The organism is Kytococcus schroeteri (genome assembly GCF_042433515.1).
GTDB classification, from domain to species: Bacteria; Actinomycetota; Actinomycetes; order Actinomycetales; family Dermatophilaceae; genus Kytococcus; species Kytococcus schroeteri.
The window spans coordinates 112507-126564 of sequence record NZ_JBHLVH010000027.1 but is presented as its reverse complement, the minus strand read 5'-3'; the positions used below and the strand labels follow the sequence as shown (position 1 = coordinate 126564).

The window sequence follows — 14058 nt, the reverse complement described above, 5'->3', positions numbered from 1 at the left end:
TCCTCAGCCCACGCCCAGCTCGGTGGGCAGGGGCGCGGCGTGCACCACCTCGAGCCCGCTCACCGCACGGGTGAGCACCACGTACAGCCGCCGCAGTCCGGTGCGGTGGTCGGGTTCGTCGGCCACCACGCGGGCCGGCTCCACCACCACCACGCGGTCGAACTCCAAGCCCTTGGCCGTGCCGGCCGGCAGCACCGTGCAGCGCGCGGACGCGGGACCCTCCTCGGGTGCCGAGGCCTCCTCCACCCCATCGAGGGCGGCCGCCACCGCATCGGTCCAGGTCCCGGGCACGATGACGCCGACCGTCCCCTCGTGTGCCAGCGCCCGCTCCGCGGCCGCGCGGGCGGCGCCCAGCAGTGCCTCGCTCGGGGTGCCGTCCACCTCGCCGCCGCTGCCCTCCACTGCCGTGAACGCCAGGTCACCGCGGGTGGAGCGCACCGCCTCGGGGGCACGGAGCCCGGGCGCCATGTGCGGCAGCAGCCGTGCGGCCAGCTCGATGACGGCCGCCGGCACACGGAACCCGCGTACCAGCTCCTCCACGTGCGAGCCCTCGGCGCCCAGGTGGTGCAGCGTCTCCTCCCACGAGGCGGTGGCCCACGGCGTGGTGCCCTGCGCGATGTCGCCGAGCACCGTCAGCGCCCCGGTGCTGGCCCGGCGCCCCACGGCCCGCAGCTGCATGGGGGAGAGGTCCTGCGCCTCGTCGAGCACCACGTGCGCGAGGCTGGGCGTGCGCTCCACGGCGTCGCCGGCCTCGTCGAGCAGGGCCACGTCGGCGGCCGACCAGCGCGCCGAACGGGGGCTGCGCGGTGCCTTGTCCCACTGCAGCAGAGCCTGTTCCTCGGGCGACAGCACCCCCTCGGCCGCGCGGGCCAGCACGTCGGCGTCGCCGAGCAGCTCGAACACCACCCGCTGCGGGTCGAGCACCGGCCAGTGGGCCTTGAGGTAGGCCTTCATGGGCGTGGAGCGGGCCACCGCATCGGCCACGCGGTCGTCCGGCGAGTCGCCGGCGGCCTCCATCTGGGCCAGCACCCGGTGCGCCAGGCGGCGGGCGGCCATCTCCCGGGCGGCGGAGTAGCGCACGCCCCGACTGCGCAGCTCGGCGAACACCTCGCGCACCTCGTACGCGGGTACCCGCCAGCGCCGGGCGCCGCGGGGCACCACGAGAGCCTCGTCGGGCTCGGTGATGCGCCCCCACACGGCGCGGTCCACCACCTCGGCCAGGCGCGGGTCGCCCTTGAGCGTGGCCACGTCCGCGGCGTCGGTGCCGCGTACCTCCAGCCCCAGCAGGCCGTCCACGGTGCTGTGCGCGACCTCCACCTCGCCCAGCGAGGGCAGCACCTGCCCCACGTGTTCCAGGAAGGCTTCGTTGGGGCCGATGACGAGCGCCCCGCCGCGCGCCAGGCGGGCCGAGTGCGCGTAGAGCAGCCACGCCACGCGGTGCAGGCCCACGGCGGTCTTCCCGGTGCCGGGCGCGCCCTGCACGCAGACGGTGGTGGCGGCGTCGGCGCGCACGATCTCGTCCTGCTCGGGCTGGATGGTGCTCACGATGTCGCGCATCGGCCCGGTGCGGGGGCGCTCGATCTCGTGGGCCAGCAGGGCGGAGTCCAGGGCCTGCCCGGACAGCAGGTGCTCGTCCTCGAAGCCGGTGAGCTGCCCGTCGACCACGCCGAAGCGGCGGCGGCGCTCCACCCCCATCGGGTCGGTGGCCGAGGCACGGTAGTAGGCGGTGGCCACCTCGGCGCGCCAGTCGATGACGAGGGGGTCGCCGGCGTCGTCGGTGACGTGGCGGCGGCCCAGGTGCCATCGCTCCGGGGCGTCCGAGAGCGGGTCGGTGCCGTGGCCGGGCGCCAGGTCGATGCGGCCGAAGAAGAGCGTGGTGTGCGGGTCGTCCTCGAGGGAGACCGCTCGCTGCCACAGCGTGCGGGCCAGGAACTCCACGGTGCGGGCGTCGGCCCCCTCGGCCGTGGTGGCCAGGGAGGACTCGCGCATGCGGGCCATGGCGGACCGTGCGCGGGTGAGGTGCTCGCGCTCGGCGGCCAGCTCGGCATCGGGGGAGTCGGTGGGCGGGGTGCCGGCATCGGGGGTGGGGGTGTCCACGGCGTCTCTCCGCGAGAGATGGGGTGCGGGGTTGTCTCCGGTGGGCCGGACGAGGCTCGGGGCGGCGTGGCCGCGCCCTGCGCCGGGGGCGCTCCGAGGGGGCCGAGCAAGGTACCACGCGCCGATTGAGAATCATTCTTGCGAACCGTTCTCAATCAGCGTAGGGTCCCGCCCCATGGCACGACAGGACATCCGTACCAAGGTCAAGCTCCGGTCCACGGAGTCGGCCTTCACGTACATCACCGAGAAGAACCGCCGCAACGACCCCGACCGGCTCGAGCTGCGCCGGTACGACCCCACCCTCCGCCGCCACACCCTGTTCCGGGAGACCCGCTGATGGCCAAGAAGTCCAAGATCGCCCGCAATCGCCAGCGCGCCGAGGTGGTGGCCCGGTACGCCGAGCGCCGCGCCGAGCTCAAGCGCATCGTCTCCGCGCCGGGCTCCACCGCCGCCGAGCGCGCCGAGGCCGTGAGCGCCCTGCAGAAGCTGCCCCGCGACGCCAGCCCCACCCGCCTGCGCAACCGCGATGCCGTGGACGGCCGCCCCCGCGCGGTGTACCGCACGTTCGGGCTGAGCCGCATCCGCCTGCGCGAGATGGCGCACCGCGGCGAGCTGCCCGGCGTCACCAAGAGCTCCTGGTGAGCCCCCGCGGCCGCGCCGGGCGCGCGGTCGCGGGCATCCCCGTCGACGACCCGACCAGAGAGGAGATGCCGTGAGGAAGGGCATCCACCCCGACTACCGCCCCGTGGTCTTCCGCGACGCCGACGCCGGCTTCGCGTTCCTGACCCGCTCCACCGCCGTCACCGACCGCACCATCGAGTGGGAGGACGGCAACACCTACCCCGTGGTGGACGTGGAGGTCTCCTCCGCCAGCCACCCCTTCTACACCGGGCGCCAGAAGGTGCTCGACTCCGCCGGCCGCGTGGAGCGCTTCCGCCAGCGCTACGGGGCCCGCCGGTGACCAGCGACCGCCTGCCCGTGGTGGTGCTGGGCGGCACGGACGAGGCCGACCTCTCGGCTGCCGTCCTGGCCGCGCAGCTCGACCTGCCCGATGCGGTGACCCTGCGCCTGGAGCTCGACGCCGAGGCCGGCACCGTGCGCCGCGTGGTGCACGACGCCACCGGGACCGTGGACGACCGCACTTCCCTGATGGAGCACGCCTGCCACTCGTGCGCGCTGCGCGAGGAGCTGGTGCCCGCCCTGCTGGAGCTGGCCGGCGCCGATCGGTGGCCGGCCGCCCTGGTGGTGCTGCCGCTGGGTGCCGAGCTGCTGCCCGTGGGGACCGCGCTGGGCACCGACGTGCTGGACGAGCGCGTGCCCGAGCACCTGGAGCTGCGTGCCGTGACCGCCGTGGTGGACCCGGCGGGCCTCGTGGAGCGCGTGGTGGCCGGCACCGGCGGGCCCGAGGGGGCCGAGGTGACCGCCGCCGTGGTGGCCCAGCTGGAGTACGCCGACGTGGTGGTGCACTCCGGCCACGAGGCCGCGCCGCAGGACCTCACGTTGTTGCGCCACCTCGCCCGCGCCGACGCGCTGCACGTGGACTCCACGCTGTCCGTGGACGGTGCGGCGCTGCTGGCCATGCGGCACGACGTGGACACCGCGTCGCGGTGCACGAGCCCGCTGCACCGCCGCCCCACCGGTGCCGAGGACGCCGACGGCATCACCACGGTGGTGCTCGAGTCCTGGCGCCCGCTGCACCCGCACCGCCTCATGGAGGCCATGGAGCCGATGGTGCTGGCCTCCCTGCGCACGCGCGGCGCGTTCTGGCTGCCCAGCCGCCCGGACTCCGTGCTGGCCTGGGACGAGTGCTGTGGCCAGCTGCGGCTGGGCGAGTGCGCGCGGTGGGACGGCAAGCGCCGCACCCACCTGGTGGTGACCGCCCACGTCGACGACGTGGAGGAGGTGCGCGCCGCGTTCGAGCACGCCCTCATGACCGATGCCGAGATGGTCGGCGCCGCCGAGCGCTGGGTGGGGCGTCCCGACGGCTTCGAGGAGTGGGCCGGCGCCGCCTGAGCTGCTTCTCGATACGACGCGGCGGCGGCATCCTGGGGGGGGGCCGCCGCCGCGTGCGTCGGTGACCGGTGGGTGCCGCGTGTTCCCGTTGGGTCGTCGTTCGTTGGGGTGGGTGGGGTGTGTCGACCCCGGTGCGCGACGACTCAACGCTCTTGGGCCGCCGGCGGCTGCCCGTGGGCCGTCGGCCGGGTCGCCCGGGGTGGGCGGGTCAGGGGTTGGGGACGAGTTGGGTGACCAGGGTGGTGGGGGTGAGGGTGGTGGGTTCGCCCTTCACGGTGACCTCGATGCCGAGGGGGCGCCAGGGGCCGTTGTCCAGGGAGTAGCGGCCGGTGTAGGTGGCGGTGATGCGGGGGTGGAGGGTGCCGGCCTTGGTGTAGGTGTGGGTGACTGTGCCGTCGGGGTACTCGCCGCCGGTGTCGACGGTGGGGCCGTGCTGGTCGCCGTCGCCGAAGTGGTATGTGACGTTCTTGAGTTCGGGGAGGATTTTCAGGTCGTGGCCGAGCATCTGTGATGGGGGGATGGTGCGGGTCTCGTTCGGCTCGTAGCCGGCCTCGGTGAAGGTGGTGGTGAAGTAGACGGGTTTGTTGACCAGGGGGTCGGTGCGGGGCGGGTCCCAGGTGGGGGCGGGTAGGGCGAACTTCGTGACCTTGAAGGCCTTGGCGATGCGCTTGTCAGCCACTTCCCCGGAGCGGCCGGGGACGGCCTCGGGGTAGCAGGTCTTGCCGACGAAGGACCAGCCTTGGACGATCTCGTCGTCCTGGGTGCGCAGGATGCGTTCGGAGATGGTGACCAGGGGTCCGTCGCCGAGGTAGCCGTCGCAGCCGTGGCGTGAGAGGTTGCAGTCCGCGCCGTGCTCGTCGGGTCCGGGGCGGATGCCCGGGCAGGTGTGTTGGACGACGTATTCGTAGTACAAGGTCGGCGGCTTCCCGGGCGCAGGTGGGGTCGACTTCGGCGGTCGCTTGTCCGCCAACTCCTCGACCTCGTTCTTGAGCATTCCGATGACGACACCGTCTCCGTCCTCGTCACAAGTGACGACCGGGCCGCAGTCCGAACTGCCCATCAAGGCGAGCGCCATGACGGTGAGGAGGCTCATCGGGAGCCATCCTTGGTGAAGACGGGGTCCTCATTGGGATGGAGCTTCTCCACGGCCCAACCCCCCTCGTGTCGGAGGCGGAAGAGAAGCCCCATCTCGTCGATCTCTTCGAGGCGAGCGGTCACCTCGCCATCGGGCGTCGTGAACGTCGCCGGTAGCTGGTGGAAGCCGACGACCGCGTCATAGGTGCTCGGTCCCGTCGCAGTCACCTTTGCGCCAAGAATGTCGAAGACAGGCCCATCAGATGCTTCCTTCGTCCGAGAGGCCTCGACCAAGGCTTCGGACTGGTTCGCGCACGTCTTGCAGTCGTCGCCGGCGTACTTGTCGAGTACCCCCGCCTTGGGGTGCTGGTAGAGGTGGTTCAGCGTCTCGACGTACCAGCGGGCGAAGGCCTCGGCACCCTCGGCGGTGTTCTCCTTCGCCGCGGCCGGCATCACCGGCGGAGCCGGAGTCTCACCGTCGGACGTGTTGGGCGCCGGCGACGTCGGCGCACCCGACCCGCCGGACGGCGACGCATCACTCGAGCCACCCCCACTCGGCTCGGGCGAGCCCGGCGCCGTCGCGTCGCTCGGTGACGACATCGGCGCGGAGGTCTCCACCGCATCAGGCGTGGTCGACGACGAGCCACCCCCCCCCTCCGCATCGGAGGAGCACGCCCCCACCAACAGGGCCCCGCACACGGCGAGCACGGCGGTCTTCACGGGCAGCGAGCGAGCGGGCATGAGGGGTCTCCCGGTGCGACGAAGGGCAACACCGGCACCTTGGCACAGCGCGCCACCCCGCCGGCAGGGTTTTCCACAGGATCCCGATAACGATTCCCCCAAGAACACCCGCCCCTGCCGAACGCCCCCCCAGACATGAGTGCGCCCGGGCCGTGGTCACACACACCCACGGCCCGGGCGGCTTGTTTGTCGGGGAGTCCCCAAGGGGGGAGGGCCTCGACCCGACGGGAACCGGAGTCCCCACCCACGCAGCCGGTCGCACAACGCCTGCGTGGGAGTCCTTGTGCCTGGTCAGTCCGCCTTCTCGCCGGCGGTCACGTCCAGGTCCTTCTTCTGCCCGTCGCGCACGACGGTGAGCTTCGCGGTGTCGCCCACCGCCCGCTCGTGCATCTGGGCAATGAGCGCCCACATGCTGTCCACCGGCTCGCCGTCGATGGCGACGACGACGTCCTTGGCCTTCAACCCCGCCTTGGCGGCAGGCCCGTCCGGCTCCACCGAGGCGATGCCGGCGCCGTTGACGCGCGCGTCGTCCACCTCCACCGTGGTGTCGCCCACGCGCACGCCCAGCTGGGCGTGGGTCGCCTTGCCGTGCTCGATGAGCTCGGAGGTGACGTTCTTCATCTGCGTGGCGGTGATCGCGAAGCCGATGCCGATGTTGCCGGACGCCTGGGGGTTGGACCCCAGCGTGGCGATGGCGGAGTTGATGCCCACCAGCTCGCCCGACGAGTTTACCAGTGCCCCACCGGAGTTGCCCGGGTTGATGGCCGCGGAGGTCTGGACCGCGTTGGTCACCACCTGGGTCTCGGTGTCGCCGGCGCGCACCGGCCGGTCCAGGGCGCTGACGATGCCGGTGGTCACCGTGCCGGACAGGCCCAGCGGGTTGCCCACGGCCATCACCGGGTCGCCGACGCGCAGGCCGGTGTCGTCGCCCACGGTGATCGGCTTCAGGTCCTTGGGGGCGTCCTTCAGCTTGAGCACCGCGAGGTCGGTCTCGGCGTCCGTGCCCACCACCTCGGCGGGGTAGGCACGGTTGTCGCCGAGCGTGACGGTGATGTTCTGGGCGCCGTCGACCACGTGGTGGTTGGTCACCACGTGGCCCTGCTCGTCCAGGATCACGCCGGACCCGGACCCGCCCGAGGTGGCGCTCTGCACGGAGATGGCCACCACGCTGGGCGAGACCTTCTCGGCCACCCCCGACCAGTCCACGCCGTCGGCCGTCGCCGCAGGGGTCTTCCCGGCCGCGGCGGCGTCCCCCGCCGTGGCCTCCTGCTGCGTTCCCTCGTCGGCCTTCGGGCTCGGGTTGCTGGCCGGGGCGCCCTGCGCCACCTGGCGCTGGGTGCTCGTCGTGGTGTCGTCACCGCCGCCGATCACGCCGTTCTCGGCGAGGGTCCAGGTGCCGGCCGTCGCCAGGGCAGCGGAGAGCACCGCAACTGTGGGGACCTGCCACCACCCGCGACGCGGGGGGACGGCCTCCTGGGTCCGTGCCGTGTACTCGTCCATGTCTGCTCCTCTCGACGACCTGCAGTCCACCACCCGATGCTTGGGCCGCGCTGCACCGTCGCTGGGATTTCTCTGGGAGTCCCGGGCCTGGTCCCCGCGGTGGGGTCGGGCTCAGCCCAGGGCGGGCAGCCGCACCTCGAACGTCGCGCCGCCACCGGATGTTCCCAGCGCCCGCACCGACCCGCCGTGCTGCTCCACCGTGGTGGCCACGATGGCCAGCCCCAGCCCGGACCCGCCGCCCGCACCGCGCTGGCGGGAGGGGTCGGAGCGGTAGAAGCGCTCGAACACGCGCTCGCGCTCCTCCTCGGGGATGCCGGGGCCGTGGTCCACCACGCGCAGCACCACCTCGTCGCGGTCGCGGCCCACCTGCACCTCGATGGGGCCGTCGGTGGTGTGCCGCACGGCGTTGGCCACGAGGTTGGTCACCACCTGGCGCAGGGCCGGCTCCCGGCCGGCCACCGGGGTGGCGCCCAGTGGCTGGCCTGCCAGGCCCTGGACGCGCAGGGTGCGCTCCGGCGCCCAGGCGCGGGTGTCGGCCACGGCGTCGCCGGCCAGCACGGTGAGGTCCACCTCGGTGGTCTCGGCGTCGTCGGTGCCGGGGGAGGCCGCGAGGCGGTGCTGCTCGTCGGCGTCCAGGCGCGCCAGCGTCATGAGGTCCTCCACGAGCACTCCCATGCGGGTGGCCTCGTCCTCGATGCGGCGCATGGCCGCCGTGGTGTCCTCGCGCCCGGTGATGGCGCCCGACCGGTACAGCTCGGCGTACCCGCGGATGGCCGCCATCGGCGTGCGCAGCTCGTGGGACGCGTCGGCCACGAAGCGCCGCATCTTCTGCTCCGAGGCGTCGCGGAGCTGGAAGGACCGCTCCACGTGAGCCAGCATCAGGTTGAGGCTGGTGGCCAGCGAGCCCACCTCGTCGCGGGTGCCCGGGTGCGGCACGCGGCGCGAGAGGTTGCCCTCGGCGATGCCGGCCGCGGTGTCCTCGATCTGCGTGAGCGGCCGGAACGCCCGGTTCATGAGCGGCCAGCCCACCAGGGCGCTGGCCACCAGGGCGAGCAGTCCCACGCTGAGGGTGAAGATCTGCAGGTTCCGTACGGCCTCGTCGATCTCACGTAGGGGCCGGGCCACGGCGTAGGTGGCCACGTGGTTGGCGTCCACGCCGGCCACCACGCGCCAGCGGTCGCCGTTGCCGTCGGTCACCGTGAACGGCCGGCCGCTGCGCACCCGCTCGTCCTCGGGGGAGAGGTAGTCCACCCGCGGGGTCGAGCCCGTGCTCTGCGGTGCGGTGACGCTGATGGGCTGGTGGCCGTTCACCGGCATGAACTGGATCCAGTAGTTGTTGGGCGGCCGGAAGCCGGTGGACCCCGCGGTGGTGAAGCTGTCGAAGGCCGACTGCGCCACCGGGGCCGCGGCCCGCTGCAGCTGGTCGTCCACCTGCCGCACCAGGAACTGCTGCATGAGCACCGCCAGGGCGATGGCGGTGGCCGTGAGCGCCCCGGCGATGAGCACCATCGCCACGGTGAGCAGGCGCACCCGCAGCGGCCAGTGGCCGGGTGCCCACCAGCGGCCGCGGCGGGTGCGCCGGGCCCGGGTGCCGGAGGTGGCGGGGGTCACGCGACCGACTGGGGCGGCATCCGCAGCACGTAGCCCACTCCGCGCTTGGTGTGGATGAGGGGCGGCAGGCCCTCGGTGTCGATCTTGCGGCGCAGGTAGGAGATGTAGCTCTCCACGATGCCCATCTCGCCGCGGAAGTCGTAGTCCCACACGTGGTCGAGGATCTGCGCCTTGGAGAGCACCCGGTTGGGGTTCTGCAGCAGGTAGCGCAGCAGGTTGAACTCGGTGGGGGAGACCTCGATGACCCGGCCGGCGCGCACCACCTCGTAGGTGTCCTCGTTGAGGGAGAGGTCCTCGAAGGTGAGCACGCGGTCGTCCTGGGGGTCGTCCTCGGCGCGGCTGCGGCGCAGGATGGCGCGGATGCGGGCCACCACCTCCTCGAGGCTGAAGGGCTTGGTGACGTAGTCGTCGCCGCCGACGGTGAGGCCCTTGACCTTGTCGTCCACGGAGTCGCGCGCGGTGAGGAAGAGCACCGGCATGTGCTGGTCGCGCTCCCGGAGGCGGCGCGTGATGGTGAAGCCGTCCACGTCGGGGAGCATCACGTCGAGCACGAGCAGGTCGGGCTCCACCTCGGCGGCCAGCTGCAGCGCCGTGCTGCCCTGCGCGGCGGTGTGCACCTCGAACCCGGCGAAGCGCAGGCTCGTGGCCAGCAGCTCGCGGATGTTGGGCTCGTCCTCGACGACGAGCAGGGTGGCGTCAGCGGTGGTGTCCATGCTCCCAGCGTCGCGGAGTCGGCTGGGAGTTGGCTGGAGGCTCGCTGGGCGGTCGGCGAGGGGGTGCAGGTGGCACCATGTGCGCATCGTGAGCACTCCCACCGCGCCCTCGGGCGCCCCCGCGTCCCCGTCCGCCGACCTCCCCGCCCGGGCCCTGTGGGTCCCGGCGGTGCTCGTCGCCCTCGTGGCCACCGCCACCCTGCTGGTCAAGGGCGGCTGGCCCATCGACCTGGAGGTCTACCGGTGGGGCGGGCAGCTCGTGGCCGACGGGGACCCGCTCTACGTGGCCCGTGACGGACTGCCCTTCACCTACCCGCCCTTCGCGGCGCTCGTGTTCGTGCCGCTGGCGCTCGTGCCGCGGGCGGTGGCGGTCGCCGTGCTGACCCTCGCGTCCGCGCTGGGCCTCGTGGTGGCGCTGCGGCGGGCCCTGGAGGGGCGGCGCGAGGGCAGCATGACCCTCCTCGGACGCCGACTGGCGCCCACCTGGCCGGTGCTGGGGGCCCTGGGCGTGGCGGCCGTGGTCTGCGAGCCGGTCTGGCAGACCTTCTCCTTCGGTCAGGTCAACCTGCTGCTGGCCGGGCTGCTGGCCGCCGACCTGCTGCGCCGCGGCGACCGCCCCTGGCGCGGGGTGTGGCTGGGCGTGGCTGCCGGCATCAAGCTCACCCCGGTCTTCCTCGTGGCCTGGCTGGTGCTCACCCGCCAGTGGCGGGCCGCCGGCGTGGCCCTGGCCTCGATGCTGGCGACGGTGGGCCTGGGCTTCCTCCTGCTGCCCTCGGACTCCCGCGCCTTCTGGAGCGAGGTCCTGCCCGAGACCGGCCGCATCGGCGCCCCCAGCTACGTGGCCAACCAGTCGGTCAAGGGCCTGCTCGCCCGCTTCCTCGGCGACGAGGCGCCCGCCCTGGACCCGGCCTGGTTCGCCCTCGCCAGCGTGGTGGGGCTCGTGCTCGTGCTCGCCGCCGCCCGGCTGGCGGCCCTGGGCGACCGGGCGGCCGGGCTGTGGGTCGCGGCGCTCGGCATGCTCATGGCCTCGCCGGTCAGCTGGTCGCACCACTGGGTCTGGCTGGCGCCGCTGGCGCTGGCTGTACTGTGCTCCGAGGCCCGCCGGGACGTGCCGCGCCCCGCGCGCTGGGCCGTCGCGGCGATGCTGGGATCGGCACTGCTGCAGGTGATCTGGTGGGTCCCTTCCCGAGACGGTCGCGAACTGGAGTGGAACGCATGGCAGGTGCTGCTGGGGAACGCGTACGTCTGGTGCGCGCTGCTGATGACGGTGGCGTTGGTGCCGCTGGCGGTGGCGCAGGTGCGCGCGCTGCTGGCCGGACGCGGGGGCGTGGGGTCCGCCGCGTGAGCCGCGCCGACGGCCGCCCCACTGCGCCGCTGGACCGCCCGGCCACCTCCCCGTGGGTGTGGTTCCCCGGCTTCGTGCTGGTCACCGCCGCCGTGCTGTACATGCTGCGCATGCGCGACGTCCCGCCGCTGGACCTGCGCGTCTACTCCAGCGGCGTGCGGGCCCTGCTCGACGGCCAGCCGGTGTACGACCTCACCTACACCGGCTCGATGCTGACCTTCACCTACCCGCCGTTCGCGCTGCTGGCCTTCCTGCCCATGGCCTGGGTGGGGGACTGGATGGGGTCGGCGCTCACCCTCGTGGCCTCCGTGGCCGCCGTCGGCTACCTGCTCCACACCGCCCTGGGGCGCACCCGGGTGGGCGCGGTGGTGGCCACCGTGCTCTTCCTGGCCGCCATGGCCGCCGAGCCGGTCTGGCTCACCATGCACTTCGGACAGGTCAACCTCGTGCTGGCCGCCCTGGTGACCGCTGACCTCCTCGGCGGGCGCGACCGGTGGTGGCGCGGCATCGGGCTGGGCGTCGCCGCCGGCATCAAGCTCTCGCCGCTCACCTTCGTGGCCTGGCTGCTGCTCACCCGCCAGTGGCGGGCCGCCGGCGTGGCCTTCGCGACCTTCCTGGCCACCATCGGCCTGTCCTTCGCGGTGGTCCCCGGCACGGCCAGGGCGTTCTGGTTCGACACCCTCCCCGCATCGGCCGGCGGGTCGCCCAACCACATGACCGACGCCATCAACCACTCCATGCCCAAGGAGTACCTGGGCAACCAGTCCGCCATGGGCTTCTTCAGCCGCCTCTACGGTCCCGGCACGGATGCCGCCAGCCTGGCCTGGCTGCTCGTGGGCGGTGTGGTGTCCGTGGCCATCGTGGCCGTGGGCGCCTGGCTGGTGCTGCGCGGCGAGCGGGTGCTCGGTTTCTTCACCGCCGCGCTGGCCGTGGTGGTGGCCTCCCCGGTGGCGTGGACGCACCACTGGGTGTGGGCGGTGCCGCTGGCCGTCGCGCTGTGGGAGTCCGCGCCCCGCGTGGCCCCGATGATGCGCCTGGCGCCCGGGCACCTGCGCGCGCTCGCCGGGCTGGTGGCCCTGGTGCTGGTGGCCGACGCCCACTGGTGGGCGCCGGGCCGCGAGATGAAGGAGCTCCACTGGAACCCGCTGCAGATGGTCGTGGGCAACGACTACCTGCTGGCCTTCCTCGTGCTGCTGCTCGTGCTGGGGGCCGGCGTGGTGCGCGGTGGGGCGCTGGCGCCCTGGCGCGAGGGTGCTGCCAGCCGCGACTCCCGCGCTCAGGCCTCCGGCGAGGCGAGCTCGGCGGGCACCTCCTCGGCATCGAGGATGCGGTAGGCGTACCCCTGCTCGGCGAGGAAGCGCTGGCGGTGCGCGGCGAACTCGGCGTCCACCGTGTCGCGCGTGACCACCGTGTAGAAGTGCGCGGTGCGCCCGTCGCTCTTGGGGCGCAGCACGCGACCCAGCCGCTGGGCCTCCTCCTGGCGTGACCCGAAGGTGCCGGAGACCTGCACGGCCACCGACGCCTCGGGCAGGTCGATGGAGAAGTTGGCCACCTTGCTCACCACCAGACGGGTGATCTCCCCGGCGCGGAAGGCCTCGAACAGCCGGCCACGCTCCTTCTGCGGGGTCTCGCCGGTGATGATGTCGCAGTCCAGCCGGTTGGCGATCTCCTCGAGCTGCTCCAGGTACTGGCCGATGACGAGCAGCTGGTCCCCGGCGTGGTGCTCCACGATGCGCTCGAGCACCGGCAGCTTGGCCGCGGCGCAGGCGGCCAGGCGGTAGCGGGTGTCCGGCTCGGCGGTGGCGTAGGCCATGCGGTCGGACTCGGGCAGGGTGACGCGCACCTCCACGCAGTCCGCCGGGGCGATCCAGCCCTGGGCCTCGATGTCCTTCCACGGCGCGTTGTACCGCTGCGGGCCGATGAGGCTGAACACCTCGTCCTCGCGGCCGTCCTCGCGGACCAGGGTGGCCGTGAGACCCAGCCGGCGGCGGGCCTGCAGGTCGGCCGTCATCCGGAAGATCGGGGCCGGCAGCAGGTGCACCTCGTCGTAGACCACCAGGCCCCAGTCGCGGGCGTCGAGCAGGTCCAGGTGCGTGTACACGCCCTTCCGGCGGGTGGTGAGCACCTGGTAGGTGGCGATGGTGACCGGCCGCACCTCCTTGACCGCGCCGGAGTACTCGCCGATCTCGTCCTCGGTGAGGGTGGTGCGGCGCAGCAGCTCGGCCTTCCACTGCCGGGCCGACTGGGTGTTGGTCACGAGGATCAGCGTGGTGGTCTGCTGGCGGGCCATCGCCCCGGCGCCCACCAGGGTCTTGCCGGCGCCGCAGGGCAGCACCACCACGCCGGAGCCGCCGTCGGCGAACCCGTCCACGGCGTGCTGCTGGTAGGGGCGCAGCTCCCAGTCGCCCTCCAGCGCGATGGGGTGGGCCTCGCCGTCGACGTAGCCGGCCTGGTCGTCGGCGGGCCAGCCGGCCTTGATGAGCTCGCTCTTGAGCGCGCCGCGCTCGGAGGGGTGCACGGCGATCGTGTCGTCGTCCACGCGGGCACCCAGCATCGGGGCGATCTTCTTCTGGCGGGAGACCTCGGTGAGCACCGCGCGGTCGGTGGAGTGCAGCACCAACCCGGCGGTGGGGTGCTGCTCCAGGGTGAGGCGGCCGTAGCGGTCCATCGTCTCGGCGATGTCCACCAGCAGCGGCTGCGGCACCGGGAAGCGGCTGTGGCTCACCAGGGCGTGCACGACCGTCTCGGCGTCCAGTCCCGCGGCGCGCGCGTTCCACAGGGCCAGCGGGGTGATGCGGTAGGTGTGCACGTGCTCCGGCGCGCGCTCCAGCTCGGCGAACGGCGCGATGGCGCGGCGGGCGGCCTCGTAGCCGTCGTGGTCTACCTCGAGGAGCACGGACTTGTCGCTCTGGACGATGAGGGGACCGGTCATGGGGGCGACAACGCGGCGGCCGGTCGCGCTGT

At 73.3% G+C, this 14058-nt stretch carries 13 protein-coding genes; 6 read left to right on the top strand and 7 right to left on the bottom strand.

Annotated features, from left to right (window positions below; all coding sequences use genetic code 11):
- Window positions 1–3: 3 nt before the first annotated feature.
- Complete coding sequence (locus ACFFHC_RS10810) at window positions 4–2097, bottom strand: HelD family protein (protein ID WP_070703174.1); 2094 nt, start codon at window positions 2095–2097, stop codon at window positions 4–6.
- 175 nt (window positions 2098–2272) lie between these two features.
- On the opposite strand from ACFFHC_RS10810, the gene rpmG reads away from it, so the two are divergent.
- The 4 genes from rpmG to ACFFHC_RS10790 all read left to right on the top strand — a co-directional run bounded on the left by rpmG (window position 2273) and on the right by ACFFHC_RS10790 (window position 4110).
- Window positions 2273–2434, top strand: coding sequence for a 50S ribosomal protein L33 (gene rpmG / locus ACFFHC_RS10805; protein ID WP_070703175.1), 162 nt, complete (start codon window positions 2273–2275; stop codon window positions 2432–2434).
- Entirely contained in the window at window positions 2434–2739 is a 306-nt protein-coding gene (rpsN, locus tag ACFFHC_RS10800; protein ID WP_070703176.1) for a 30S ribosomal protein S14, read from the top strand. Before rpmG ends, rpsN begins: the two co-directional genes overlap by 1 nt.
- Before the next feature lie 70 nt (window positions 2740–2809).
- Complete coding sequence (locus ACFFHC_RS10795) at window positions 2810–3058, top strand: type B 50S ribosomal protein L31 (RefSeq protein ID WP_070703177.1); 249 nt, start codon at window positions 2810–2812, stop codon at window positions 3056–3058.
- The gene (locus tag ACFFHC_RS10790) at window positions 3055–4110 is read left to right on the top strand and encodes a GTP-binding protein (protein WP_070703178.1); all 1056 of its coding nucleotides are present in this window, start codon (window positions 3055–3057) and stop codon (window positions 4108–4110) included. The genes ACFFHC_RS10795 and ACFFHC_RS10790 overlap by 4 nt, the downstream gene beginning before the upstream one ends.
- A 208-nt stretch (window positions 4111–4318) precedes the next feature.
- Here ACFFHC_RS10790 and ACFFHC_RS10785 read toward each other — a convergent pair whose 3' ends face one another.
- The 5 genes from ACFFHC_RS10785 to ACFFHC_RS10765 form a co-directional block, all read right to left on the bottom strand.
- Window positions 4319–5203 (bottom strand): hypothetical protein, encoded by an 885-nt coding sequence (locus ACFFHC_RS10785; RefSeq protein ID WP_379805320.1) that lies wholly within the window; start codon window positions 5201–5203, stop codon window positions 4319–4321.
- Entirely contained in the window at window positions 5200–5637 is a 438-nt protein-coding gene (locus ACFFHC_RS10780; RefSeq protein ID WP_238138134.1) for a DUF6318 family protein, read from the bottom strand. The genes ACFFHC_RS10785 and ACFFHC_RS10780 overlap by 4 nt, the downstream gene beginning before the upstream one ends.
- 579 nt (window positions 5638–6216) lie before the next feature.
- Window positions 6217–7425 (bottom strand): S1C family serine protease, encoded by a 1209-nt coding sequence (locus tag ACFFHC_RS10775; RefSeq protein WP_181443181.1) that lies wholly within the window; start codon window positions 7423–7425, stop codon window positions 6217–6219.
- A gap of 111 nt (window positions 7426–7536) precedes the next feature.
- Window positions 7537–9036 (bottom strand): sensor histidine kinase, encoded by a 1500-nt coding sequence (locus ACFFHC_RS10770; protein ID WP_237769811.1) that lies wholly within the window; start codon window positions 9034–9036, stop codon window positions 7537–7539.
- Window positions 9033–9749 carry a response regulator transcription factor gene (locus tag ACFFHC_RS10765; RefSeq protein ID WP_070705638.1) on the bottom strand — a complete coding sequence of 239 codons (717 nt, stop codon included), beginning with the start codon at window positions 9747–9749 and terminating at the stop codon, window positions 9033–9035. Before ACFFHC_RS10765 ends, ACFFHC_RS10770 begins: the two co-directional genes overlap by 4 nt.
- Window positions 9750–9837: 88 nt before the next feature.
- Between ACFFHC_RS10765 and ACFFHC_RS10760 the strand changes: the two genes are divergently transcribed.
- Both ACFFHC_RS10760 and ACFFHC_RS10755 read left to right on the top strand, forming a co-directional pair.
- On the top strand, window positions 9838–11094 hold the full coding sequence (locus ACFFHC_RS10760) for a glycosyltransferase 87 family protein (protein WP_181443180.1): 1257 nt from the start codon (window positions 9838–9840) through the stop codon (window positions 11092–11094).
- Window positions 11091–12428: a glycosyltransferase 87 family protein gene (locus tag ACFFHC_RS10755; RefSeq protein ID WP_181443179.1), complete on the top strand. Its 1338-nt coding sequence runs from the start codon at window positions 11091–11093 to the stop codon at window positions 12426–12428. Before ACFFHC_RS10760 ends, ACFFHC_RS10755 begins: the two co-directional genes overlap by 4 nt.
- Here ACFFHC_RS10755 and ACFFHC_RS10750 read toward each other — a convergent pair.
- Entirely contained in the window at window positions 12371–14026 is a 1656-nt protein-coding gene (locus ACFFHC_RS10750) for a DNA repair helicase XPB (protein WP_070705634.1), read from the bottom strand. The genes ACFFHC_RS10755 and ACFFHC_RS10750 overlap by 58 nt on opposite strands.
- Between the last annotated feature and the right edge of the window lie 32 nt (window positions 14027–14058).